A 24,406-nucleotide genomic window follows, 5' to 3' on the forward strand; every position below is an offset into this window, starting at 1 on the left:
CGCATTCTCCTTTGCCGACGACCATAAGAGCGCCGGTCATGGGAATGCAATCTAATGCGCAGGTCTGTTCACTCAATATCGAGCGGCAACAAGGATTGCTGCGTGGTCTGCAACGCGTTCTTGTGCGCAGCGAGCATGGCGGGGGCCAGATCGAACAACACCGGGGCATGGGTATAGAGCACACCTGCACGGATCTCGCGCCCGGGATAGATCACCTCGAGCGCGGCGACATAGGCCGCCATCTGCCTGAGGGTTGCCACCGGGATGGCGTCAGCGGTGGACGGCGGTCGGCGGGTTGTCTTGAAATCGACCACCGTGATGCGGGTCTGCTCGATCAGCAGCCGGTCAACCGTGCCGGCCACGACCACGCCCTCGACCGTCGCGGCGAGCGGCACTTCGGCGAGCGCTTGCGGGGAGAAGATCGCAGCGAACTGCGGGTGATCGAGAACGGCCAGCGCGGAACCCAGCAGCTCATCCCGAAGCGCAATGTCGAGATCGCCCGCCTGCCGTTGCAGCCACCCGCGCGCCTCAGCTTCGCGGTCCGCCACCGCGACATCGGGCAGGCGTTCGAGCAGCGTGTGGATCAGGCTCCCGCGCCGGGCCGCATGGCGCGCGGCTTCAGGCGGCAGCGGCGGTGCGGCCCCGCCATCCTCACCCACGTTCGACGGGGCCAACGGGCGCGGTGGGCGCGGTTCGGGGCCAATCGGTGTGGTCACCCAGCGCGGCAGTGCGGGCGGGACGGCGGCCTCGGTATTGGCATCCTCCGGCACCAGCGGCTCGGCCCGCTCACCCCACTCCTTGCGCCACACCCAGATCGGATCGCTGAGCTCCTCACCTTCGAACAGCGGCGCGAGGCGGGCGTACCAGCTATCGGCGTGCGGCACGCCCTTCTTCGCCTCGTTCTTGTTGAGCGACCCGCCGATGAACAGCGCCTCCTCCGCCCGGGTCAGCGCCACATAGAGCAAGCGCCAGTGCTCCTGCAAAACCGCTGCTTTCTTGGCGTCCTCGGCCTCGGCGATCCGGCCCCGCTTCTCGTCCTTGCCGAGCGGAGGGAGCGGCACGGTGCGCTTGCGATCACCCATCTGGCCGAGCAGATCATCCTCCAACGCCAGATCACCCGCCTCCCCCGGCGCGCCGGTGGCATCAGCAAGGATCACGATCGGCGCCTGAAGCCCCTTGGACCCGTGCACGGTCATCACCCGCACCTGCCCGGAGGCGCTGTCGGAATCGCGCTTCAGATCACCCGTCCCGGCATCGAACCAGGCGAGAAAGCCCGACAGGCTCGGCCAATACTCGGCTTCATAGGCGAAGGCGGCGTTGATCAGTTCGTCGAGCGGATCGTTCGCCTCGGCCCCGAGTCGCTCGACCAGCCGGGCGCGGCCCTGCCACGGGCCGGTCAGCAGCCACGCGATCAACGCCTGCGGGGTCTGGTAATCAGCGCGGCGCAGTAGGTCTCTCAGCTTCTCGGCCGTGGGCGCGACATCAGGCGGTGCGTCGCTCCGCTTCAGATGATCCCACAGCCGCACTTTTCCGGGCCGCGGCACGTAGGCGAGGATGTCATCCTGGCTCCAGCCCACCAGCGGCGAAGCGAGCAGATTGGCGAGGCTCAGATCGTCCTGCGGCTGCGCGGCGAAGCGCAAGGCGGCGAGCACATCCTTGACCGCCAGCGGCGCACCGAGCCGCAGCCGATCGACCCCCGCCACCGGCACGCCGCGCGCATAGAGCTTGGCGACGATCTGCGCGGCGAGCTCCTTGCGCTGTCGCACCAGCACCATGATGTCGCCCGCCTGTGCATGGCGCCGGGTGCCCTTGGCGAGGACAAAGGGATCATCGGTCAGCCAGCGCTGCACCTGATTGGCGATGCGTTCCGCCAGCAGCGTATCGTGCCGGGGCAGCCAGTCGCGATTTTCGCCCTCATCGTCTTCCTCGTCCTCCGCCTCGGCCTTGTCGGGCGCGACCGGGGGCCAGAGCGTTACCAGGCCGGGCCGCTGGGCGCCGACATGGGGCGCAGGGTCCTTGTCCAGTCCGAATTCGGCAAAGCCCAGCATCCCGATCATGCGGTTGACAAACCCGAGCACGATATCGGCGGTGCGGAACGAGTGGCCGAGGTCGAGATCCTGCCAGCCGGGCTCGCGACGGTTGATGCGGCTTTGGCGAATGCCGGTGCGCGCGGCGTCGATCCGGGCAAAGACGCGCTCCTTGGCGCGGGCGAAGTTCTCGGGGCTGGTGCCCTGAAAGCCGAAGATCGCCTGCTTGTAATCGCCCACGGTGAAGATGGTGCGCAGCTTGTCCCCGCGTGCGCCTTCGCCGCTGAAGAAGTCATCGATCAGCGCTTCGACGATGTCCCACTGGCTGCGGTTGGTGTCTTGCGCTTCGTCGATCAGGATGTGGTCGAAGTGGCGATCGAGCTTGTAGCGGATCCAATCCGCCGCTTCAGATTGGTCGAGCAAGGCGGCCGCCTTGCGGATCAGGTCGGAGAAATCGAGCAGCCCTTCCCGCGCCTTGCGGGCCTCCCACTTGAGCGCAAAGGCACGCCCGATTTCCAGCGCCGACGTTACGATTTCGGCGCAGGCAAGGAGTGAGCGGCGGTCTTCTGCAAGCACCAATGCATCGCCGACCGTTCTTTGCAGGTCGACGAAATCGGGATCGAACTTGGCAGCGTGCCTGAGGTTGCCGTTGGGAAGGAGGTCCCCATTCAGCACCCCGCCTACCAGACAGTCGATTGAACCGGCTCTCTCAAAGTGTTCGAGCCGCAGCCAGCGTTCGATACCGGCGATTGCCTTGTCTCCCGACGCCTTGCCCCACTGCCGCAGCGCCGCAAGAATGCCGAGCAGCGCGTCATCAGGGAAGATATCGGGATGCAGCGGCTCGCTCGCCCAGGCTTCGTCCGCGTCGGAGGGAATGCCGAGTGTCTGACGCACGCGTCCGGCCATCGGCGATTGCCAACTGCCCGGCCCTGCCCACATCTCGTGGGCATCGGCGGCGCGCATCAGCCACTTGTGGAGCGCTGCCGGGTCCTTGCGCTTCGTGAACAATTCGATCCCGTCGAGCACCCGCACATCATGCGTACGCTCGGCCTCCTCGAACAAGTCGGACAGCACCTCCCGCGCGAGGAGTTCGCGGCTGCGGTCGTCCATCACCCGCGTGCCTGGGGCGAGGTTCGCCTCCTCGGGGAAGTTGCCAATCAGGAATTGCGCAAAGGCATGGATCGTGTCGATCCTGAGGCCGCCGCCGGGGCAATCGAGCACACTCGCAAACAGGCTCCGGGCGCGGTCACGGGTGGTATCGTCTTGCGGGGCACCAAGGAAGCCCAGTTCCTTGAACAGCACAGTCTCCGGCAGCCGCACCCAGCGCGCCAGCACCGCGTTGATCCGGTTCGCCATTTCGGCCGCGCCCGCCTTGGTGAAAGTCAGGCACAGGATTTGCGACGGCGCGACATCCTCGCGCAGCAGCAGACGCAGCACCCGGGCGGAGAGCACCTGCGTCTTGCCCGTCCCCGCCGAGGCTGAAAGCCAAACATTGTCTTCCGGGTCCGCGGCGAGCAGCTGGTTGTCCATCAACGGGAAGACAAGACCATTTCCGCCGCTCATGACGCGCCGTCCTTGTCGGCAGTCGCTGTCTCGGTGAGGCGCACCAGCCATTCCTCGAGGCGCATCAGCTGGTCGTAATCGGTGTAGCCCTTGTAATCGGGGTTCTCGCGCGCCCGGAACGGCGTGCGGCCTTTGATGTATTCGCTAATCGCAAGGCGCAGCTTGTCGCGGTGATGGGGGAGGAACTCTTCCGACGTGAGGCCCTTCTTGGCCTGCCCTACCTTCATCGGCGTTTCGCGCTTGCCGAAGCTGCCATCGTCCTTCTTGAAGGACCAATATTCGAAGTCACCCGCCGCGCCCTGCACCACCTTGGCCGTATCCTTGTCGGCAAAGCGCCCATGCTCGGCAATGAGCCCCAGGAGCCCGAGTTGTAGCGCGAAGCCCGCCTTCACCTCCTCCTTGGTGGGCACCCGGCCGGTCTTGTAATCGACGATCCCTAGCGTCCCGTCAGCAAGCCGGTCGATGCGGTCGGCCCGGCCCTGCACCTTGACGCCGTCGACCTCCATCTCGCCCGAAATCTCGGTGGCGAGCACGATGCGGCCCTTCTCGGAAGCGTCCGCTTCGATCCAGCCCTCGAAGCGCTCGAGCGCGGCAATCAGACGCGGCTGCCACAGCGCGCGGAACAGGGGATGCACGCGCTCGCGCGCAAAATAAGCGGCAGCAAAGGGTGCAAGCGCAAGGCCCGGATCGCTCGCCTTCGCCCTGTGCCATGTGTCGAGCAGATCGTGCACCAAGGTGCCGCGCAGGGCCGGATCGCTGAACGGATCGGCGGCGAGCGGTTGCAGCTGGCGCAGATCGAGGATCGCCTGCGCGTAGAACTGGTAAGGATCGCCCAGCAGCCGGTCGAGTGCGGTCACTTTGATCGGCACGTTGCGCAGAGCGGGCGACGGATTGGGCGCGGGGCGCGGATATTCAGGCGCGGCCGGGCGCAACCGGTCGAGATGCGGCAGCAGCGCCGGAATGGTGCGCTCGCGGTGCTCCTTGTCCAGATCATCGCCGAGCAGTGCCTCGACCCGCAGCACGAAGCGCGAGGGCAGCGTCGGCCCCTCGGCATCGCGCAGACTCCGGCTGAGCACCACCTCCGGCGCGCCCATCGCGCCCGCGAGGTCATGCGCGGCGAGGCCGATGCGAAACTCCGCGCCCGGTACGCCCAGCGCGCGCAGGATCGCAGGTGCCAGCAACGCGTCGGCTCCGGGCGGCTGCGGCCATGACCCTTCGTTCAGCCCTCCACAGATCACCAGATCGGCCCGCGCCATACGCGCTTCGAGCAAGCCATAGATCGCCACGCGCGGGTGCCCGCCATAGCCGGGACGCACCGCAACCGCCTCCATCGCATCGCGCAAGATCCCGGCCAGATCGGCCGTCTCGATCACAGTGCCTGCCGCTTCGGCCTGCCCGCGCAAATCGTCGATCATGGAGCCGAGCGCGCGCCCATCTTCGCGCTCCCACACCTGCGTCAGGGCGAAGCCCTCGGCCGCGTCCGCGAGCCGGGTCAGCGCTTGGGCCAAGGCAATCTCGCGCGGCCAATCGAGCAGCGGCGCGAGCAAGGCTTCCGCTTCGCTCCACCACGCGGCGACCTCTGCTTCGGCAGCGGCCTTTCGCAAGGGCTCCATGCCGGGCGCAGGCGCGGGCCCACGCAAGCGGCGATCAAAAGCACGCAGGCCCTTGAGCCAATCGCGCCGCGCCTCACCATCGTGTCCGCGCACCATGGGATGCCCGAAAGCGGCGACAAGATTGGCCGGATCGGGACCGTTCGCCGCGACCTCTGCCAGCAAGCCGAACAACCGCCCCGCCGGGGTCAGCGCCAGAGGGCGACCCGCCGTGTCGTCTGCCGCGATGTTCCAACGCTCGCAATGCTGCGCCACCCGCCGCGCCAAGCCGCGGTTGGCGGTGATCACGGCGATGCGCTTTTCCGTTTGCTCCAGGGCCTCACGCACCAGCAGCGCGATGGCCTGTGCCTCTTCCTCGATCGTCGCGCTGGCAAGCAGCCGCACGCCTGACAGCCGCCGCCGATCAGCATCAAGTTTGATCCACGCCCGACTCGCCTGCGGGGGCAAGAACAGCGAAGAAATTGCCCGGCTGCGCGAAGGTTCCGCCGCTGCCATGCCGCGCCGGTGCCACGGCTGCACTTCGGCGCGGTTCACGCCCATGCGGTTCAGCAGCAGTTTCAGATGATATTGCGGATGGCTGAGCGCATCGCCCGAAGCGAAAACCGGCCCGCCGGGCTCCTCGGAAGCGCCGGCAAGGCCAAGCTCCGCCCATGCCGCGTCGTCCATCGCCAGATCGAGGTCCGGCAGGATCACCGCACCTTCGGGCAGTTCCGCCACCACCTTGAGCAACCGCGCGAGCGCAGGCGCAGCGCTTGTCACCCCGGCCGCGACAATCGGATGCGGCGGCGGGGTCTCGCGCCAGCGGCGGGCGGCCCGGTCGAACAGCAGATTGCGACGGGTGGCGGCATCGACTTCGCCGCGCTCCGCCAGTTCCACCTGCCAGCTCGTATTGACCCGCGCGAAAAGACGGATCGACCTTTCCCAATGGCTCGCCAGATTGGCGAGACTGTCGCGAACCGCTTCTCCCAGCAAGTCATCGAAAGTCTTTTCCTCGACCAGCAGCCGGTCCATCGTCCGCGCCATCTCGCGCGCGAGGTTGAGCCGCGCGCGGCCCGGGAGCGGCTCCATCCCCTCGGCTTCGCGCTCCTCAGCAATCAGCCGGTCGAGCATCAGCCAGCGCGCCACCGGATCGCAGGCCGGAGGAATATCCGCCGCCCCCAAGGGATCGAGCGCCGCGCCCAGCTTTTCATCCAGATCGAGATCGCCCACCGCGATCATGCGCGGCATCAGCAGGCCGCCCTCGCCCGTTTCCCCCGCGTGACGGATGAAAGCCTCTGACAGGGTACGCGCGGCACGGCTCGATGGCACCAGAAGGGTGAGACGCGCCAGCCCGAAACCCGGCTCGCGGTATCGCGGCACCAGCCCTGCCACCAGCGCATCGGCAAAGCCGCGGTGCGCGGCGATGGAATAGACCTGCGGGCCGATGTGGCGCGGTTCAGCCACCCAGCAGCGCCTCCTCGGTCGGGCGGATGGCTTGCGGCGTGCCGACTTCGAACCACAGCCCGGTGAAACTGAGACCGTACAGCCGCCCCTCAGCCATCGCCCGGTTCCAGAGGATGTTGGTCGAAAACGGTCCCTCGGGTGCGTCGCGCATCAGTCGATGGCTGACCAGCTGGATCCCGGTGTAGATGAACGGCGCAATCCGTCCATCACGACGGCGCGAGAGACGACCGAGCGGGTCCATATGAAAATCGCCTGTGCCGTTGAAATTGGCCGCGCGCGCGTGCGGCACCACCAGCAACAGCGCATCCATGGCCGCAGGATCCCAGCGCCGCGACAGGTCGTGAAACGCGCTCTTGGGGCCATCCAGCCAGATATTGTCGGCGTTGAGCGCGAAGAACGGATTGGGCAGTTGGCCGAGCGCCTTTACCATCCCGCCCCCGGTTTCGAGCAGTTGCGCGCGTTCGTCCGAAACGATCACCTTGGGCACGGCGCGCGCGAGCACATGGGCTTCGAGCGCATCGGCGAGATAGTGGACGTTCACCACCGCCTTGGCCACGCCCGCCTCGGCGAGCCGATCAAGCGCGTGGTCGATCAGCGCCTTGCCCGCCACGCGCACCAACGGTTTGGGTTGGGTCGCCGTGAGCGGCCGCATCCGCTTGCCCAGGCCAGCGGCGAGGATCATCGCGGTGTCGGATGCGAGCCTGTTCATGCGGCGAAAGCGCCATTCGCAGCACGCAGATCGGTCGGGATATTGGCATCGAACCAGCGCGCCACGGGAGCCAGCGCGGGATGCGCCAGATCGCGCTCCATCGCCGCCCAGACGCGCGGGATCATCGCGAGGTATTTGGGCTTGCCGTCACGCCGGTCGAGCCGGGTGAAGATACCAACGATCTTGGCATTCCGCTGCGCGCCAAGCCGGGCGTAGTCGGCGAGGAAATCATCGCCGCTGACGCCCGCTGCTGCGCAGTAATGCGTCAGCATCGCCGCCTCCAGCGCCTCGGGCACATCCCGCCGCGCGTCCTGCAAAAGCGAGACGAGGTCATAGGCCGGGTGTCCCACCAGGGCGTCCTGAAAGTCGATCAGCCCCTGCGGCGCGGTCGCCTTGCCGCCCAGCAGCATGATGTTCTCGGCATGATAGTCGCGCAGCACCGTCACACCGGGGTTCTGGCGGACGAGCAACGGTGCGAGGGCTTCTTCCCATGCGGCGGCATAGCCCACTGCGTCCACCGCAAGACCCTGCGCGGGGCAATACCACTCGGTCAACAGCGCCGCCTCGCGCGCATAGACCGCCATGTCGTAAGCCGGAAACGGCCCCGGCGGCAGGCGGTGGAGCGCGGCCAGCGCTTCGACCGCGGCTTCATAAGCGGCGCGCTCATCCGCGGGGTTACAATCGAGCCAGTCGCGCATCCGGTCATTGCCGAAATCCTCGGTCAGCACCCAGCCCTCACCCGCATCTTCGGCCAGGATCGCGGGGCCGCGCATCCCGTGGGCGTTGAGCCAATGGGCAACGTGAAGGAACGGCGCGGGGTCTTCGTGCGGCGGAGGGGCATGCATCAGCATGGCCGATTCGCCGCTGGCCCGGCTGAGCCGGAAATACCGCCTGAACGAGGCATCCCCCGGCAGCGGGTCGATGTCCGCGCCCTCCCATCCGGCGTGGGCGACGAATTCGGCAAGGCCTTGGGGAAGCGCGGTCATGGCATCCGCCCTACCCAATCCGCCCCGCCGCGGGCAATCGCAATCCGCCCGCCTTCCCCGCTTTCTCCTACCGGTTCCAGCGTGATCGACAGGCATCCCGGTTCATGGGCGAAGCCGCCCGCGTGATCCGGCCACTCCGCCAGCAGCACCGCACCCTCGCGATAATCATCGAGGCCGATTTCAGCGAGTTCGGCGGGGTCTTCAAGCCGATAGAAATCCGCATGCACCGCCGCAAGCCGGAGCGGGGGCGAATCGTACGTCTCGATGATGGTGAAGGTCGGCGACGGCACCTCACCTTCATGCCCCAGACCCGCCAGTATGGCGCGCGCCAGTGTCGTCTTGCCCGCCCCCAATCCGCCGGTCAGCGCCACCACATCGCCCGCGCGAAGCCGCGCGGCAATCGCTGCGCCGTAGGTGGCCATGGACGGCAGGTCGGGGAGGCTGGACTGGGTTTCGGTCACGGCAGACGGATCGTCGCCGTGGTGCCCGCGCCTTTGCGGCTGACGATCTCAAGCGACCCGTCATGCGCGGCGATCAGCTGCCGAGCGAGCGGGATGCCAAGCCCGGTGCGGCGTTCCGGTGCGCCCTCGCCCGCGGATTTCACCCCGCCCTGCGCGCGGGCAAGTTCCTTCGAGGTCATCCCCCGGCCGTTATCGGCGATGCTGATCTCCACTCCCCACTCCGTGCCTTCGGGTGCCCGGCGGATTTCGATCACGATGCGGCCGCCTTCCGGCGTGCCCACCACGGCATTGTCGATGAGGTTGCCGATCGCCCGGCCCATCTGGCGCGGATCGGCCTCAATCACCCGGCCGCGGCGGCCCTTGAGATCGAGGCTCAGCCCGGCCGCGACAATCGCGCCCTCACGCTCGCGCACCAGCGTGGTGAGGAAATCGAGCAGATCGAGGCGTTCCTTGCGGATGGGCAGCAATCCCGCCTCGCTTTGCGACAGGTCAAGCACGTTTTCGACCTGCTCTGTCAGGCGTTCGACCGCGCTCAGGATCGCATCGACATATTCGCCCGCCGCTTGCGGGTCAGCCGCCGCGCCGCTTTTCAGCAGTTCGGCATAGCCGCCGATGGTGGTGAGCGGCGTGCGGAACTCGTAGCTCATATTGGCGAGGAACTTGGCCTTGACCGCGTCAGCCTCCTCCAGCGCCTCAGCCCGTTCGCGCAGGGCCTGTTCGGCCTTTTGCGACGCGGTGATGTCGAGCACGGTCAGCAAGCCATTGCCATCCGGCAGCGGTATGCCGGCAAAGCGCAGCGTGCGGCCGTCGGCCAGATCAACCTGCCCGCCCTTCTCGCGCCGGTCGAGCGTCGCCGCGCGCACGGCGGCCCCGATCAACCCCGCTTCTTCCGGGTTCACCAGATTGCGCCCGATTGCGCTGAGCAGTTCATCGGCGCTGGGATGCAGATCGAGCAGTTCGGTCGTGAGACCCCACGTTCCCGCGAAGCTACGGTTCCACAGCTGCACCGAGCCATCGGGCGCGAAGATCGCCAAGGCTTCGAAGAGGCTGTCCAATGTCGCAGTGCGGGTGCGCAGCAAAGTGTCACGCACGGCGGAGAGAGCGAGGCTTTCGGTGCGATCCTCAGTGATCAGGATGAGGCCGCCATCCGGCATCGGCTGGGCGACAACGCGCAAGTGCGTCCCCCCCGGCAGCGGCCAGGCTTCTTCCTGCGTATCCTGCATCCCGAACCACCCGGTGCGCTCGCGCCGCCACTCGGGGAAATCGCGCACTTCCGGCGTGCGACCGCGCTCGCGCGCCTCGGCGAGGAAGCGCTGAAACGGGGTGTGGGCCTCGATCGCTTCCTCGGTCAGACTGAACAGGCGACGGAACGGACGGTTGGCGAAGGTCAGGCGCTCTTCACCGTCAAACAGGGCAACGCCGACCGAAAGCTGGTCGAGCAGCGCGCGCTGCGCATCGCGGAAGGCGCGGAACTCGCGCGCAACCTGCTGCTGCTCCTCGATGTCGATGGCGTAGCCTGCCACCCCCTCCAGCCCGAGCGGAAGATCGCTGACCCGAAGCGTGCGGCGCGCGCCATGGATCGTGGCGGCGATGATCCGCTCCGACTTGGCCTGACTGGTCAGCGTGGCGCGGGCGATATCGGCGGGAGAGCGTCCCTCCTCGGCCTCAAGCAATTCGATCTGGTTCTGCACCACCTCGGCCGCCGTCATTGCGCCAACCGCATCGACATAGGCCTGATTGACGAGCTGGAGGGTAAGGTCGGAACCGCGGAACCACATTGGCATAGGCGCCGCTTCGATCAGTCCGACCAAGGCGGCGAAATCCCCGGTCGCCCGCGCAGCAGCGGCGCGCAGGCGGGCCATCTCGGTATGGCTCTCGGTAAAGTCGAACACCCACACCAGCGCGGCCCCGCCAGGCGAGACCTGCGGATCGGCGAGCGTCCCGTAGAGCGCAAGGCTGCGTTGCGCGCCCGGCAGGTTGATCGCCATGCGGAACGGCGCAGCGCTCTTCTGAGTCGTCTGGATCCGGGACCACAGCTGATCGAGCTGTGCCTGCGCCAGTCCACCGCCCGTGGGATTGCCCGCTGGCGTGGCGAGTTCGCTGAGATATTTGGGCATTGCTGGCAGGCCCAACATCCGGGCCAGCTTTTCCGGCGCCTCGATCCGCCCATCGACCCGAACCAGCAAGGGCAGCGCCGGGGCGACATCCAGCAGCGTCTGCATCCGCTTGAGGCTGGTGCGCATCGCCTTGGCGCGCTTGACGCTCTGGTTCGCGCGCAGCACCACAATCGCCGCACCCACCGCCCAGGCGGCAAGCACGAGCGCGATCAGCACCAAGGAAAGGGGCGAGAGGTCCATCGCTCAACCGCTATGCGCGTGCGCGCGGGAGTGCAACGGGTGACAGTCCGCCCGCCCCCAGCCCCGTGACAAAACGGGGCGAGGCGGGCGGATTGCGTGGCTTAGTAGCGGTAATGGTCCGGCTTGAACGGGCCGGCCTGCGGCACGCCGATGTAGCTCGCCTGCTTCTGGCTGAGCTGGGTCAGCTGCACCCCGAGCTTGGCGAGGTGGAGCGCGGCGACCTTCTCGTCGAGGTGCTTGGGCAGCACGTAGACGTCGTTCTCGTACTGCTCGGCCTTGGTGAACAGTTCGATCTGGGCGAGGGTCTGGTTGGTGAAGCTCGCGCTCATCACGAAGCTCGGGTGGCCGGTGGCGCAGCCGAGGTTCACGAGGCGGCCCTTGGCGAGCACGATGATCGACTTGCCATCGGGGAAGGTCACGAGGTCGGTGCCTTCCTTGATTTCCTTCCACTCGTAGTTCGAAAGGGCCGAGATCTGGATCTCGCTGTCGAAGTGGCCGATGTTGCAGACGATCGCCATCGGCTTCATCGCCTGCATGTGTTCGGCGGTGATGACGTCTTCATTGCCGGTGGCGGTGACGAAGATGTCGGCGCGCTTCACGGCGTCTTCCATGGTGACGACTTCAAAGCCGTCCATGGCGGCCTGGAGGGCGCAGATCGGGTCGATTTCAGTGACCATGACGCGGGCGCCGCCGTCACGCAGCGAGGCCGCCGAACCCTTGCCGACATCGCCGTAACCGGCAACGCAGGCGACCTTGCCGGCGAGCATCACATCGGTCGCGCGGCGGATCGCGTCGACCAGCGATTCCTTGCAGCCGTAGAGGTTGTCGAACTTCGACTTGGTGACCGAATCGTTCACGTTGATCGCCGGGAACGGGAGCTTGCCCTGCTTGGCGATCTGGTAGAGGCGCATGACGCCCGTGGTGGTCTCTTCCGAGACGCCCTTGATCGCCTTCACTGTCTTGGTGAGGTAGCCGGGCTTCGCAGCAACGAAGGCCTTGAGCGCGCGCTGGAATTCGATTTCTTCCGCGTTGGTCGGCTCGCCCATTTCCTCGCCCGCTTCAAGGCGTGCGCCCCACAGCGCGAACATGGTGGCATCGCCGCCATCATCGAGGATCATGTTGCAGGTGAGGTCGGGGTCGGCTTCGCTCGACCAGTCGAAGATGCGGCCCACATAGTCCCAGTAATCGGCCAGCGTTTCGCCCTTGATGGCGAAGACCGGAATCCCGCGCGCGGCGATCGCGGCGGCGGCGTGGTCCTGGGTCGAGAAGATGTTGCAGGTCGCCCAGCGCACTTCGGCGCCGAGAGCGACAAGCGTCTCGATCAGTACTGCCGTCTGAATGGTCATGTGGAGCGATCCGGTGATGCGCGCGCCCTTGAGCGGCTGGGCCGCGCCATATTCTTCACGCAGCGCCATCAGGCCGGGCATCTCGGTCTCGGCAATCATGATCTCGTCGCGGCCGAATTGGGCCAGCGCGATGTCCTTGATCACATATTCGGTGGTCGGGGCGGCAGCGAGAGTAGCCATTGTGTCAATCTCCTAGGCGCAGATCGGCACATCGGTGTGCGAAGGTCTGCTTATGCGCCCTGCCCCTAGCGCCATGGACACCGTGAAGCAAATATAAACTTATCTTTATATGTCTATTTGTTGCCCGCCAGCCCGCACCCGCTATAGAACACCCGGACACCCCCACCAAGGCATGAGGATGCACACATCATGACAATTTCCGTTGGCGACAAGATCCCCGAAGTCACGTTGATCAAGGCGACCGCCGAAGGCCCCCAGCCGGTCAAGTCGTCCGACTATTTCGCCGGCAAGCGCGTGGCGCTGTTCTCGGTCCCCGGTGCCTTCACCCCGACCTGCTCAGCCAAACACCTGCCCGGCTTCGTCGAAAAGGCGAGCGACCTCAAGGCCAAGGGCGTGGACGAGATCGTCGGCACCGCGGTCAACGACCCCTTCGTGATGGGCGCTTGGAACAAGGCCGCCGGCAGCGACGACATCACCATGCTGGCCGACGGCAATGCCGATTTCGTCGAAGCGCTGGGCCTCACCATGGACGGCTCGGCCTTTGGCCTCGGCAAGCGCGGCCAGCGCTTCTCGATGGTCATCAATGATGGCGTGGTCGAGCAGCTCAATGTCGAAGAGCCGGGCGACTTTAAGGTTTCGAGCGCCGACCACATGCTCGGCCAGCTGTAAGCGAGCCAGTCCCTCCCCCTTGCAGCGCGACGGGGAGGGACGTTACCCTAGGTCAGCGGCGGCGCGCCATACGCCACCCATAGCGCAAAGCCGGCTGCCAGCCCCATCGCCAGCGCCGCGCGCGCCCATGGCGTTGGGCCAATCCCCGTCACGCCCGGCATCGGCGGACGATCACCGCTCACCATCGGGCTCAGCAGATCATTGCCCTTCACCGCGTAAAAGGTGATCGCGGCCAAGTGCAGGCCGATCAGGCCTGCGATCACCCAGAAGAATGTCTCGTGCCATTCGGTGATGGCATCGGCCGTCATCACGCCGACGAGCGGATTGAGCGGTCCGGTCATCCCGTCATAGGGATCGCCCGCAAACAGTCCCATGCTGACCTGAAGCAACATCGCCCCAAGCAGCGCCAAGGTGCTCCACCCGCCAATCGGCGAATGTCCGATGCGGGTCGCGGCATCTGACACGGCCCCGCGCAGATAGGCGATGACTTCGCCCGGACCCTTCACAAAGCTGGAAAAGCGCGCGGTCTCAGGCCCGAGAAATCCCCACAGCAAACGGAACACCAGCAGACCGAGCAACACCAGTCCGGTGCGGCGATGGAGGGCCCATTTGGAGTTCTCCGCCGTCCACCACATCATCGGGATGATCAGCAGAAAACTCCAATGCGTGATCCGCAGCAAGGGATCCCACACCTTCACATCCTGAGAAGCAGCGGGCGCCGTACCGAGCGGATCGGTCATCAGGGCCTACTTCTTGTCGTCGAGCCGGAACTGGTCGTGGCAGCCCTTGCACGCGCCGCCCATCGCCATCGCCTGCGCTCCCGTCGCAGCCTTGTCGCCTTCACCTGCGACGGTCACCAGCTTGGCGCTTTCATCGACCAGCTTTTGCGCGGCGGCCTTGAATTCCTCCGGCTTCTGCCAGATCGACGGCAGGGCTTCGGTCTTGAAGCCATCATCGACGCTGGTGCCAGCCGGGAAGTGGGTTTCGATCAGCTTTGCGCGCGTGTTGATATCACCCGCCTTGGCGGCGATCAGCGTGAAATCGGGCGCGTCCTTGTCGAGCTCCCCGCGCACTGCCTTGAATGCGTCGCCAATACCTTCGAAATTGTCATGGCGCTCCTTGAGCACCGGCGGGACTTCGCCCGCAGCTGCGACATCACCGCTGGGCGCGGCATCGGAAGCCCCTTCGCCCGAACAGGCGGCAAGCACGCCCGCCAGGGTGGCGGCAACAACAAAACGGGTGGCAGGTCTGCGCAGCATCAGCAATCTCCGTCGGTAAGCCTCATAGACTGGGCCGGACCCGAAGGCTACGATGCTTTGCCCCTGATCGCAAATGCGAAAGCGGGACGCCTCCACGATGGAAGCGCCCCGCTTGGCTGCGACCTCTTTGTGAAATCAGACGCCGCGGCGGCTGGCCTGTGCGCCCTCGGCCTCCGCGAGAAGCTCCGCGCGATCCTGATCGATCAATGCGAGCATGGCGGTGCGAATATTGTCCCGGCGCGTATCGACGAGACGGTCGATCGCCTTGGCATGGGTTTCGCACCAGCCCGGACGCGAGCCACTCACCACATCATCACTGGTGAGGGTGCGGCGCGATTGCAGCGTCTCGCCAACCTTGGCGACCCGCTCGACATTCAGCGTGGCGGTCCAATTGCAGCGCAGCGTGTTCGGCCGTCCGGCCGGACCGGCAGCCCCGACCTGCGTGGTTTCGATCGTGACCGAACCCTTGTAATCGGCCGCGATCGGGCCATCCGCATGGTCGATCACGACCTCATGCTCGAGTGCGAAGGTAGGCGAAGCGAGGCAGGCGCTCAGCGCCAGCCCGGCAAAGACGTACTTCTTCATGGTACTCTCCTGCTTGGTCCCGGCCGTTAGGGCCGTGGATCGGGCCAGACTACCATTGCGAATCGCGCAATCCAAGGCTTGGCTCGCCCCTGACCGAGCGTGGAAGGTGCATTTCGAACACTGGAAGGTGAGGAAATTCAAAGCCTGAATATTCGCAGATATGCGATCAACGCCGAGGAGCGGGTTGCGAGAGCCAAACACCGGTCATTTCAACCTTAAGCCGAAATTTACGCTGTTGAAGGTAGGGCCGCGACATGGACCAACCTGCCGCCCGCCTTACGACGCATCTCGCAAGCCTTGGATTGGCCGGCAAGCTTCCGTCCGCTTGGGCACTTGTTCCGGCAGGCGTGCTTGCCGCAGCGGCGGCGTTAGCGGCCACTGTCATTGCTGCTTCCGGCCTTGAGGTGAAGCTGTCGGAATTTGCCCCTTTCGTCGCTCTCGCTCTGGGAATGGGTCTGGTCACGGCCTACGCTCATTTTCGAAAGATGGAGCCGCGATTTGCTCACGCGGCCGCAATTGTTGCAGCGGGCACGCTGTCCCTGTTGTTCTGCGGACTCATTTCCAATGTGGGCTTGCGCCTTCGAGCGCCAACCATTGATGCTGCGCTTGCGCGGATGGATGAAATCATCGGCTGGGACGTGAGCGTCGCAGTACCGGCCTTCACCGCCCACCCTTGGCTGATTGATAGCCTCGCGATCGCCTACAATCTGTCCGGCCCCGTGGCCGCCGGCTGCATCGTGCTCACCCTACTGGCAGGCCGAACACGCAAAGCCTGGGAACTTTTCAACACGACATTGATGACGATGCAGGCCATCGCGGCAATCTCGATCATGGCTCCGGCACGCGGAGCGATGGCCCATTTCGATCTCTTGTACCTCCAGGGCAACGGGCTACCGAAAGGCGCCGGGATTTACCATCTGGCCGCCTTCGATCACCTTCATGCCGGAACCGACCCACGTTTCGGCATTGCCGACATGTCGGGGCTGGTGACCTTTCCTTCGTTCCATACGGTGCTGGGACTGCTGCTCGCCCAGGCCTTGGCCGAGACGCGCTTCGCTTGGCTTGGCGTGGCGGCCAGCACCATTGTCATCGTGTCGACCATCCCGATCGGCGGGCATTATGTCACAGACATCCTCGCAGGAACGCTCATTTGGCTGATCGCTGCCGTCATCGCCCGTCGTATCAGTAGCCCATCAAGCTCATAACTTCCTTGCGGCTGCTGTCATTGTCGAGGAAGCAGCCGAGGATGCGGCTGGTGATCATGCCCACGCCCGGTGTCTTGACGCCGCGACCGGTCATGCAGCCATGCTGTGCTTCGATCACCACGGCCACACCATGCGGATCGAGATTGTCCCAGATGCACTGCGCAACTTCAGCGGTCAGGCGCTCCTGAATCTGCAAGCGCTGGGCATAACCGTGCAGGACACGCGCGAGCTTGGAAATGCCCACCACCTTCTTGTTGGGCAGATAGGCAATCGCTGCCTTGCCGATGATCGGGGCCATGTGGTGTTCGCAATGCGACTGGAACGGAATGTCCTTGAGCAGCACGATCTCGTCATAGCCGCCCACTTCCTCGAAGATGCGCGACAGGTGGATCGCCGGATCCTCCTTGTAGCCCTCACAATATTCCAGCCACGCGCGGCCGACCCGCTTGGGGGTATCGCGCAGGCCTTCGCGATTTGGATCGTCGCCTGCCCACTCGATCAGCGTGCGGATCGCGTTCTGGACATGCTCCGGCACTTCAGGCTTGCCCATCGGGTTTTCCGGATCGAACGCATCATCGTGATCATGGGCCGAAACGTAATTCATGGTCTGTCGTCTTTCTTTACTCATTGGCCCGGTCAGAGCCCCCTCGCCTGTCGATCCCGAGTGACGTCAACCCATCAACTCCCGAGGCGTTCCATGCAGATACGCCGGTTGCGCGGGAAGGATGCTGTCCCCATCTTGCTTTATGTAAGGGATTGCCGCGGCAATTCATCCCCCATGGTGACGATAAAGGACTTCGATCGTGCCTCAGCCCAGCATCGCCGATTTCGAAGCCGCCGCTGCTTCCGTGCTCGCTCGTCTGCCAGAGGCCTTCCGCCAGCCACTGGCCGATGTGGTGCTGCGAATCGAGGAATTCGCGACCGCCGAGCAGCTCCACGCTGTCGGGATTGCCGATCGCTGGGAGCTGACCGGGCTCTATGAAGGCGTCGCACTGACCGAGCGGTCGCAGTGGGACAGCGAAGGGCTACCCCCGGTCATCACGCTGTTCCGCCAGCCGCTGCTGGCCGAGATGGAGGAAACCGGCGTGAGCTTTGCCGCCCTCATCCGCCATGTGGTGATTCACGAAGCCGGTCACCATTTCGGTCTGTCGGACGATGATATGCATGCTCTCGAGGAGAGTGTGCCGGAATAGGCCCAGCCCAGAACCGACAAAGCCCGCCCCTTTTGCAAGGAGCGGGCTTTGTTGGCGCACCCGGAACGATTCGAACGTCCGACCCTCAGATTCGTAGTCTGATGCTCTATCCAGCTGAGCTACGGGTGCGCGCTGAGGGGCGGCACATAGGGGGGTGCGTGAGGCTTGGCAAGAGGCGTTTGGCTTTCATTCGAGATTTTGAAACAGCCGCTCGGCCAGCATGACATCAAGCGGCGGCTTCGGCAGCGCAAGCGCCTCGATCGGGGTGAACCAGCCCACCGCCCCGCCCTCAAGTGACCGCGGTTCGCCCTCCCATAGGCGCAAGGTGTAAAGCAGAATGACAAGCGCCTGGCCGCTAACGGCCGTTCCGCCGTCGGCAAAGCCAGCGGGCGCGCAGTCAGAAGAACGGCAGGTAATTCCCAGCTCTTCCTCCAGTTCTCGAACCAAGGATTCTCTAGGTATTTCATGGGCTTCCACCTTGCCGCCGGGGAACTCCCACAGGCCTGCATGGTGCTTGCCGACAGGCCGCTGATGCATCAGCCAGAGCCCATCACCGCGGTGCAATGCGCCTGCGACAACTGTCATCCAGTTCCCTGTCATGTCGGATTACTTTCCATGACCCTTCCCGATCTCAACCATTTATTAACTCGAAGCCCGGATTTTAGACACATCAGGCCGTGACGAACGGGGGGAACCACCAATGCTGTCGACTTTCATCAAGGACCTCGTCGACGACGCCTCGGGAGCTACCGCTGTCGAATATGGCCTGATTGTCGCTCTTATCGTGATCGCCATGATTGTGTCGCTGCAAGGCGTCGCAGACACGGCCATCGCCATGTGGAACATGATCGAGAGCAAAGGCGTCGATGCAATGAACGGGTAATTTCAATTTCGTTTCGAATTAGGAATTTCTCAATACGTATCGATTATCTCACAAATAGCCCGCCGCCGAACAGGGGGGGCTTGGGTACCGAAGACCAAACCAGGAGACTACAGATGACCTTCTTCAAGAACCTCGTCCGTGACGAGCAGGGCGCTACCGCCATCGAATACGGCCTGATTGCCGCTCTCATCGCCGTCGCCGCGATCACCGCCATGACCTCGCTGGGTTCGACCCTGAGCGCGACGTTCCAGAACGTCAGCACCGAGATGGAAGCTGGCACCTCGACCCCGTAAGGCGGTCGCTGAAAGCAAACAGGAAGGCGGCGGGGAGCAATTCCCGCCGCCTTTTCTTTTGTCGTTCGAAAGAATGCGCGTTGCGGCAGCCCGCACGGCCATCATGCGCAGAAATCAGCGGGCTCGCACGACCAGCTTGACCTTCTGACCCGGCGTCAGCGTCGCGCTGCTGCTGAGCGCGTTCAGCACGCGGAAGCGATCTTCCTGGGCGCTGTCATAGGCCATCCGCCGCGCCAGGCTCGCCACCGTGTCGCCGCGGGCGACAGTCACCACCTGCAATTTCTTCGGCACCACCGAAGCTGCCTCCGCCTGCGTGATTCGCCGCATCGACTGGAACATCGAATTGAAGGTCGCCGCGCGGCCCGCAGGCGCAATCGCGGTGAAGTGATAGGCACGATCGCGGGCGAATTCATAGGCAAACACGACCACATCCACTTGGCTCTGGCCATTGTTGACCCGCGCAGTGCCATACACCGCAGGCAGGCCATTCACCGTCGTTCGCTCAAGCTGAGAGGGGGCAAGGGTGCTGTTCTGTCCGCCAAGGGCGGTGAACTGCTGGCGCACATAGGTCTCCAGGTTGCCGCTATAGGCTGCCAGCGTCATCTGCGCCTGCCCTCCCTGCCCCTGAATGCTGACCGCCCGGGTGCCGTTGACCATGTAGAAGCCCTGAGGCGCGGTGAAGGCGAGACGCATTTCCGGGTGAATGAAGGTGCTGCCCTCGATCATGCCCTGCGCCGGGTCGTCACCGTAGAGCATCCCGTCGATTCGGGTGAGGAAGGTGTCGCGATTCGTTACACCGCCAGCACCCGCCGCGCTCGCCTTGGCGAGCGCGCTTTGTACGCGGCTGGCGGGGTCAGGGTGGGTCGAAGCCCATTCGGGAACGCTCGCATTGCGCCCGGCGAGACGCGCATCAAGCCCGTTTTGCGCAGCAAGACTGGCAAGAACAGTGCCCATCGCGCGCTGATCATAGCCCGCACGACCCAGATACTGGATACCGAGATCATCCGCCTCCAGCTCTTGCTGGCGTGAAAATTTGAGCGTCAGCATCTGCGAGCCTTCCAGGAAGGTGCGCGACAGGGTGTTGCCCAGCCCCGAATCGCCCAGCAGGATCCCCGAAAGGATCGCCAGACCGCCGCCGAGCAGAGTATTCTTCTGGGCTTCAGCCTGACGCCGCTGCGAATGGCGCGCGGCAACATGGCCGACTTCATGCCCCAGCACGCCGGCAAGTTCCGCCTCGTTGTTCATCAGGGTAACCAACTGGCGGGTGGTGTAGATATACCCCCCCGGCACCGCGAAAGCATTGTGCACGGGCGAGTTCAGCAGGCTGACGGTAAAGCTCTCACGCGCGTTGCCGAGGCCTGACTGGACCGCGATATTCTTTCCCACCTGTTCAACATATTGGGCGTGGGTGCCGGTCATCGCGCCGCCAAATTCGGCGAGCAATTGCGGGTGATATTGCGCGCCCTGCTGTGCTTCAGCCTGTGTAATCGGGGTCGAGGCAGAGGGAATGGCCCCGCCTGCGCCCATGCATCCGGTCAACGCCAAAGGCGCTACCCCGAGCGCCAGCATCTTGCGTGAAATGCGTGCCATAGGTGGCTCCTTCCGCTGTCTTGTTCTGCTGCAAGCCTATCGGCAAAGCAGCGCAACGGAAAGACTTGGCAAACGAAACCTTAACTTGGGATGGCACCTTTGCCGAGCTTAACCCCCGATGCCGAGGAAACGCTCCTCGCGCTGGGCGACCAGTTCCGCACGGCTCAGGCGTGACAGCTGTTCGATCTCCTCGCTCAGCGCCGCGCCGAGCATCCGGGCCGCAGCCTGCGGATCGCGCTGGGCGCCGCCGACTGGCTCCTTGACGATGCGGTCAATCACCTTGTCGCGCTTGAGATGCTGGGCGGTGATCTTCATCGCCTGCGCGGCGTCGGCAGCCTTTTCCGACGTGCGCCACAGGATCGAAGCGCAGCCTTCTGGCGAGATGACCGAATAGACCGCATGCTCCATCATCAGCACCCGGTTGGCCGACGCCAGTGCAACCGCGCCGCCCGATCCGCCCTCGCCAACGATGGCCGCAACCATCGGCACTTCCAGAGCGAGACACGCCTCGGTCGAGCGGGCGATGGCTTCCGCCTGACCGCGTTCTTCCGCTTCAATCCCCGGAAACGCGCCGGATGTGTCCACCAGCGTCACCACCGGCAGGCCGAATCGGCTCGCCAATTCCATCAGGCGGATCGCCTTGCGATAGCCTTCGGGTTTGCCCATGCCGAAATTGTGCGCAATGCGCGTGGTGGTGTCGTGGCCCTTTTCGTGCCCGATCAGCATCACCCGGCGGCCATCGAGCCGCGCAAAGCCGCCCATGATCGCCAGATCGTCGCCATAGAGCCGGTCGCCGCCGAGCGGCACAAATTCGCTGAAGGCATGGGCGACATAATCGCGGAAATGCGGCCGCTGCGGATGGCGGGCCACTTGCGTCTTCTGCCACGGCGTCAGGGAGGCATAGGTGCTGGCGAGAAGTTCGGCGCTCTTGGCCTCAAGCCGCCCGATCTCACTGGCGACATCAACATCATGCAGCGCATTGACGCTGCGCAGCTGTGCGATGCGCTCTTCAAGGGCGGCGACCGGTTTCTCGAAATCGAGGTAGGAAATCATCGCGCGGGGCTAGTCGGATGTTGAGCGGGTTGCAAGCGGGTGGCGGGAATTGACGAGGGCAACCAGCCGCGCAGCATCGACATGGGTGTAGATCTGGGTGGTGGAAATGTCGGCATGACCGAGCAGGGTTTGCAGCACGCGCAGGTCGGCACCGCCCTCCAGCAGGTGCGTGGCAAAGGCGTGGCGCAGGACGTGCGGGCTGATGGTGGCAGGATCGAGCCCGGCGCGCGCCGCCAGCGCCTTGAGCAGCTGGAACAGGCGCACCCGGCTCAGCGGCTTGCCCTCGCCCGAAGGGAACAGGTAGCGCGACTGGCTGTGAGGGCGCAGCGCCAACCAACGCGCCAGTGCGTCCAGTGCTCGCCCGCCAACCGGGACCAGCCGCGTTGTCCCGCCCTTCCCCGTCACTGTCAGGAAAGGTGCATCGCGCGGCACAGCGTGGATCGGCAGCGTTACCAGCTCGCTGGCCCGCAGGCCTGAACCGTACAGCAATTCGATCAGCGCCAGCAGCCGCACGGCCTTGGGATCATCGCCAGCCGCCTCTTCCTCGGCGCGCGCGAACAGCGCCGTGATCTGGTCATGACCGAGCACCTTGGGCAGCGGACGGCGCGCGCGCGGACGTGGCAGGGCTCCAGAAGGATCGTCGCCGCGCCAGCCTTCGTCGACGGCAAAGCCGAAGAATTGGCGCAGGGCCGAAGCCTTGCGCGCGACGCTTGACGGGGCAAGGTCCGCCCATTCGCCGGCCAAGCTGGCGACGGCATCGCGCGGTGCGGCCGCCAGATCGCCGATGGCGTCTTCGGCTTGGTTCAAATCACGGCGATACGCCGCCAACGTATTGGCCGCAGCGCCCCGTTCAGCCGCCAGCATTGCAAGAAACGCCTCGGTCCCGGCGGACATCAGCCCCGCGCCACAGCCTCGGCGGCGATCATCCGGGCCTCGGCCTGCATCCCCACACGGGTCAGCGCCGCGGTGATGTGATAGAGATGCAGCGGTGTCATCTGCTGCCAGCTCGTCCCCTGCATCCCGAGCCCGGCAAGGAACACCACCAGCGTCGGATTCCCGACTTCGGCCGCGCGCGAAATGGCCCGGGTCCAGCGGGTTTCGCGCGCCAGATCGAAATCAAGGTCGCCAGCCAGAGCATTGGCGTCACCCTCGCTCAGCCGTCCAATTCCGGCGAGCCCAGCCACGAGGAAGGCCGATTTGCGCGCGCCTTCGCTGTCGTCGCTGCCCGTGAAGCTTTCAACCGCGCCTTGGCCAACGTCGTCTCCGCGCGGATTGGCGAGCGCAATCAGCGCCCAGCCAAGCGAGCCTTCCTCCACCACATTGGCCCATCGCACCGCGTTGCCATCCAGCCCAGCCGTCAGCATCGCCGCGATCAGCTCACCCGCAGCATCGGCATGGGCAGCATCGGCGGGAATGCGCGCGGCGGCATAGGCCGTCAGCACTCGCGCGCCGTAGCCGTCCCCGCCGCCAAGCGCGGCACCTGCGGCCCAAAGTCGCTCCATCGCCGCAATCCGTGCGGCGGGGTCTGCCGCAAGATAGGCTTCCCGCAAGGCCGCCGCATGGGTCTGCGGATCGCCGCTGGCAGCCGGATCGGCGAAAACCTCGGAATAGAGATCGACCATCGCGTCAGCCGACATGATCCCCTCGCGCGCGGCCCGCCCGGCGAAGGCAGCCCGCTGAGTCGCAGGCAGCATCGGCAGCAGCGCCCCGGCGCGGGCGTAATAGGCCCCGCCCTTATCCTTCATCGCGCCGTCGAGCAGGCCATCGGGGAGCGGCTCGCCAAGCGCGGTGGCAAGGCCGAAGCGCCATGGGTTGAGATCGTCCACCCCGTTCCATTCGATCTGAACACCGCGCTGACCGCGTCCGGCTGCGCCCGCAAACCGACGCGCCAGCAGCACGTCAACCCGGGGTGCCACGCCCCGGAACAGCGCGCGATCAAGCTGCGAGGCCGCAAGCGCGCTTTCCCCGGCATAGGCGTTGCAGATCGCCTGCCACATCTGCCACTGGCCGTCCTCACGGGTTGAGCCTTGCAGCCGCACCGCCGGACACGCGCCGGTGATGTCGCCGCTGCCGAGATAGGCGGTGAGCGCCTCCTGCGTCAGGCTGGGCGACCAGTCAGCGCTGTCGACATCCTGCACCACCGCGCGGGCAAGCGCATATTCGCCCATCCCGTTGAGCACGCCGACGCGCAGGGCCGCAAACTCGATCGGGTCCATGCCAAGCGGCGCAGCCAAGCGGCTCGCGAGTGCGCGACGCATCAGGATGTGGCCCCAGCGCGACACCATCGGTCCGCGGGTGCCTGCCAGCACCGCGCGCACCAGCTTGTCCGGCTGATTCGCGAGCGCAGCCGGCGGCAACCCGCCCTCGTCTGTTGCCAGCACACCGATCCGCGTCAGAGCGCGCCGCGCCCCAGCGGGAATGTCGGACTTGGGCTTCAACCCGAGCAGCCTGTCCAGCTCCTCGGTCGACATGTTTTCCAGCGCCTCAAGGCTTGGCAGGCGCGACAAATCGCCGCGCGTGATGCTCGGCATCGGCGGCAGGGTCGACGGATCGACGGGCACGCCAGGCACTGGCGCAGCCCCGGGCTGGGAGGCAGACGGAGGCGGATTGCCAGTCTGCGGGGCTGGCGCAGGGCTCGGACGCGGAGACGGTGCGGGCGCCGGATCATCAAACCCCGGTGGCAGCAGCGATTCGGGCTTGCCCTGAGCGCCAGCGAAACCGGCCAGCCCTGCCCCTCCGAGCACGCCCGCCAGCGCGATAGCGAGCACGCTGGCACCGAACCGTCTGCCGCTCATTGCGTCTGCTCCGGCAGAGCCACATCATCGGCGATAGGGCGCAGCGGTTCCTCGCCGCCATCGAACCACGCGAGCGCGAGCAAAGCGGCCACTGCGAGGCCCGCAAACACCATCCAGCCCCGCCCGGCCGGAACACTCGGAGCGGGTGCCTCCTGAAGGCTGGTCGGTGAGAGACGCGAGGAGCGAGAGTTTCGCATAT

22 protein-coding genes and 1 tRNA gene are annotated in these 24,406 nt (G+C 65.5%); 5 read left to right on the plus strand and 18 right to left on the minus strand.

Annotation, left to right across the window (positions count from 1 at the left end; all coding sequences use genetic code 11):
- Nucleotides 1-68 precede the first annotated feature (68 nt).
- The 7 genes from addA to ahcY form a co-directional block, all read right to left on the minus strand.
- Nucleotides 69-3,590 carry a double-strand break repair helicase AddA gene (addA, locus tag ACLBKT_RS06925; protein ID WP_410182201.1) on the minus strand — a complete coding sequence of 1,174 codons (3,522 nt, stop codon included), beginning with the start codon at nucleotides 3,588-3,590 and terminating at the stop codon, nucleotides 69-71.
- Nucleotides 3,587-6,643: a double-strand break repair protein AddB gene (gene addB / locus ACLBKT_RS06930; protein WP_410182202.1), complete on the minus strand. Its 3,057-nt coding sequence runs from the start codon at nucleotides 6,641-6,643 to the stop codon at nucleotides 3,587-3,589. The genes addA and addB overlap by 4 nt, the downstream gene beginning before the upstream one ends.
- Nucleotides 6,636-7,352, minus strand: a complete 717-nt coding sequence (locus ACLBKT_RS06935) for a nucleotidyltransferase family protein (protein WP_410182203.1) — start codon at nucleotides 7,350-7,352, stop codon at nucleotides 6,636-6,638. Before ACLBKT_RS06935 ends, addB begins: the two co-directional genes overlap by 8 nt.
- The gene (locus tag ACLBKT_RS06940) at nucleotides 7,349-8,338 is read right to left on the minus strand and encodes an aminoglycoside phosphotransferase family protein (RefSeq protein ID WP_410182204.1); all 990 of its coding nucleotides are present in this window, start codon (nucleotides 8,336-8,338) and stop codon (nucleotides 7,349-7,351) included. Before ACLBKT_RS06940 ends, ACLBKT_RS06935 begins: the two co-directional genes overlap by 4 nt.
- Nucleotides 8,335-8,799 (minus strand): tRNA (adenosine(37)-N6)-threonylcarbamoyltransferase complex ATPase subunit type 1 TsaE, encoded by a 465-nt coding sequence (gene tsaE, locus ACLBKT_RS06945; protein ID WP_410182205.1) that lies wholly within the window; start codon nucleotides 8,797-8,799, stop codon nucleotides 8,335-8,337. Before tsaE ends, ACLBKT_RS06940 begins: the two co-directional genes overlap by 4 nt.
- The gene (locus tag ACLBKT_RS06950; RefSeq protein WP_410182206.1) at nucleotides 8,796-11,156 is read right to left on the minus strand and encodes a PAS-domain containing protein; all 2,361 of its coding nucleotides are present in this window, start codon (nucleotides 11,154-11,156) and stop codon (nucleotides 8,796-8,798) included. Before ACLBKT_RS06950 ends, tsaE begins: the two co-directional genes overlap by 4 nt.
- Before the next feature lie 101 nt (nucleotides 11,157-11,257).
- Nucleotides 11,258-12,682, minus strand: a complete 1,425-nt coding sequence (gene ahcY / locus ACLBKT_RS06955; RefSeq protein ID WP_410182207.1) for an adenosylhomocysteinase — start codon at nucleotides 12,680-12,682, stop codon at nucleotides 11,258-11,260.
- Nucleotides 12,683-12,871: 189 nt separating this feature from the next.
- Between ahcY and ACLBKT_RS06960 the strand changes: the two genes are divergently transcribed.
- Nucleotides 12,872-13,351 (plus strand): peroxiredoxin, encoded by a 480-nt coding sequence (locus ACLBKT_RS06960; RefSeq protein WP_410182208.1) that lies wholly within the window; start codon nucleotides 12,872-12,874, stop codon nucleotides 13,349-13,351.
- Nucleotides 13,352-13,398: 47 nt separating this feature from the next.
- Here ACLBKT_RS06960 and ACLBKT_RS06965 read toward each other — a convergent pair whose 3' ends face one another.
- The 3 genes from ACLBKT_RS06965 to ACLBKT_RS06975 all read right to left on the minus strand — a co-directional run bounded on the left by ACLBKT_RS06965 (nucleotide 13,399) and on the right by ACLBKT_RS06975 (nucleotide 15,195).
- Nucleotides 13,399-14,091, minus strand: coding sequence for a cytochrome b/b6 domain-containing protein (locus ACLBKT_RS06965; RefSeq protein WP_410182209.1), 693 nt, complete (start codon nucleotides 14,089-14,091; stop codon nucleotides 13,399-13,401).
- A gap of 6 nt (nucleotides 14,092-14,097) precedes the next feature.
- On the minus strand, nucleotides 14,098-14,610 hold the full coding sequence (locus tag ACLBKT_RS06970) for a c-type cytochrome (protein WP_410182210.1): 513 nt from the start codon (nucleotides 14,608-14,610) through the stop codon (nucleotides 14,098-14,100).
- Nucleotides 14,611-14,745: 135 nt separating this feature from the next.
- Nucleotides 14,746-15,195, minus strand: coding sequence for a hypothetical protein (locus ACLBKT_RS06975; protein ID WP_410182211.1), 450 nt, complete (start codon nucleotides 15,193-15,195; stop codon nucleotides 14,746-14,748).
- A gap of 254 nt (nucleotides 15,196-15,449) precedes the next feature.
- Here ACLBKT_RS06975 and ACLBKT_RS06980 point away from each other — a divergent pair, with 254 nt between their 5' ends.
- On the plus strand, nucleotides 15,450-16,400 hold the full coding sequence (locus ACLBKT_RS06980; protein WP_410182212.1) for a phosphatase PAP2 family protein: 951 nt from the start codon (nucleotides 15,450-15,452) through the stop codon (nucleotides 16,398-16,400).
- Here ACLBKT_RS06980 and folE read toward each other — a convergent pair.
- A complete protein-coding gene (folE, locus tag ACLBKT_RS06985) occupies nucleotides 16,378-17,004 on the minus strand; it encodes a GTP cyclohydrolase I FolE (protein ID WP_410182213.1) in 627 nt (208 codons plus the stop codon). The two genes, ACLBKT_RS06980 and folE, sit on opposite strands and share 23 nt — an antisense overlap.
- 199 nt (nucleotides 17,005-17,203) lie before the next feature.
- Between folE and ACLBKT_RS06990 the strand changes: the two genes are divergently transcribed.
- Nucleotides 17,204-17,593 carry a metallopeptidase family protein gene (locus ACLBKT_RS06990; protein ID WP_410182214.1) on the plus strand — a complete coding sequence of 130 codons (390 nt, stop codon included), beginning with the start codon at nucleotides 17,204-17,206 and terminating at the stop codon, nucleotides 17,591-17,593.
- Nucleotides 17,594-17,645: 52 nt separating this feature from the next.
- Here the strand turns inward: ACLBKT_RS06990 and ACLBKT_RS06995 are convergent.
- Together ACLBKT_RS06995 and ACLBKT_RS07000 are read right to left on the minus strand one after the other, a co-directional pair.
- A tRNA-Arg gene (locus tag ACLBKT_RS06995) sits at nucleotides 17,646-17,722 on the minus strand.
- Between the two features lie 57 nt (nucleotides 17,723-17,779).
- The gene (locus ACLBKT_RS07000; protein ID WP_410182215.1) at nucleotides 17,780-18,157 is read right to left on the minus strand and encodes an NUDIX domain-containing protein; all 378 of its coding nucleotides are present in this window, start codon (nucleotides 18,155-18,157) and stop codon (nucleotides 17,780-17,782) included.
- A 136-nt stretch (nucleotides 18,158-18,293) separates the two neighbouring features.
- Here ACLBKT_RS07000 and ACLBKT_RS07005 point away from each other — a divergent pair, with 136 nt between their 5' ends.
- Nucleotides 18,294-18,476: a Flp family type IVb pilin gene (locus ACLBKT_RS07005; RefSeq protein WP_410182216.1), complete on the plus strand. Its 183-nt coding sequence runs from the start codon at nucleotides 18,294-18,296 to the stop codon at nucleotides 18,474-18,476.
- A gap of 113 nt (nucleotides 18,477-18,589) precedes the next feature.
- Nucleotides 18,590-18,769, plus strand: a complete 180-nt coding sequence (locus tag ACLBKT_RS07010) for a Flp family type IVb pilin (protein ID WP_410182217.1) — start codon at nucleotides 18,590-18,592, stop codon at nucleotides 18,767-18,769.
- 114 nt (nucleotides 18,770-18,883) lie between these two features.
- Here ACLBKT_RS07010 and ACLBKT_RS07015 read toward each other — a convergent pair whose 3' ends face one another.
- The 5 genes from ACLBKT_RS07015 to ACLBKT_RS07035 all read right to left on the minus strand — a co-directional run bounded on the left by ACLBKT_RS07015 (nucleotide 18,884) and on the right by ACLBKT_RS07035 (nucleotide 24,404).
- Nucleotides 18,884-20,359, minus strand: coding sequence for a M48 family metalloprotease (locus tag ACLBKT_RS07015; RefSeq protein WP_410182218.1), 1,476 nt, complete (start codon nucleotides 20,357-20,359; stop codon nucleotides 18,884-18,886).
- Nucleotides 20,360-20,467: 108 nt separating this feature from the next.
- Nucleotides 20,468-21,412 (minus strand): acetyl-CoA carboxylase carboxyltransferase subunit alpha, encoded by a 945-nt coding sequence (locus ACLBKT_RS07020; protein ID WP_410182219.1) that lies wholly within the window; start codon nucleotides 21,410-21,412, stop codon nucleotides 20,468-20,470.
- Nucleotides 21,413-21,421: 9 nt separating this feature from the next.
- The gene (locus ACLBKT_RS07025; protein ID WP_410182220.1) at nucleotides 21,422-22,306 is read right to left on the minus strand and encodes a tyrosine recombinase; all 885 of its coding nucleotides are present in this window, start codon (nucleotides 22,304-22,306) and stop codon (nucleotides 21,422-21,424) included.
- A complete protein-coding gene (locus ACLBKT_RS07030) occupies nucleotides 22,306-24,207 on the minus strand; it encodes a hypothetical protein (protein WP_410182221.1) in 1,902 nt (633 codons plus the stop codon). The genes ACLBKT_RS07025 and ACLBKT_RS07030 overlap by 1 nt, the downstream gene beginning before the upstream one ends.
- On the minus strand, nucleotides 24,204-24,404 hold the full coding sequence (locus ACLBKT_RS07035; protein ID WP_410182222.1) for a hypothetical protein: 201 nt from the start codon (nucleotides 24,402-24,404) through the stop codon (nucleotides 24,204-24,206). The genes ACLBKT_RS07030 and ACLBKT_RS07035 overlap by 4 nt, the downstream gene beginning before the upstream one ends.
- Nucleotides 24,405-24,406: the final 2 nt, after the last annotated feature.

Origin of the sequence: Erythrobacter sp. W302b, assembly GCF_046452395.1 — a bacterium.
In the GTDB taxonomy this organism is placed as follows: Bacteria; Pseudomonadota; Alphaproteobacteria; order Sphingomonadales; family Sphingomonadaceae; genus Erythrobacter.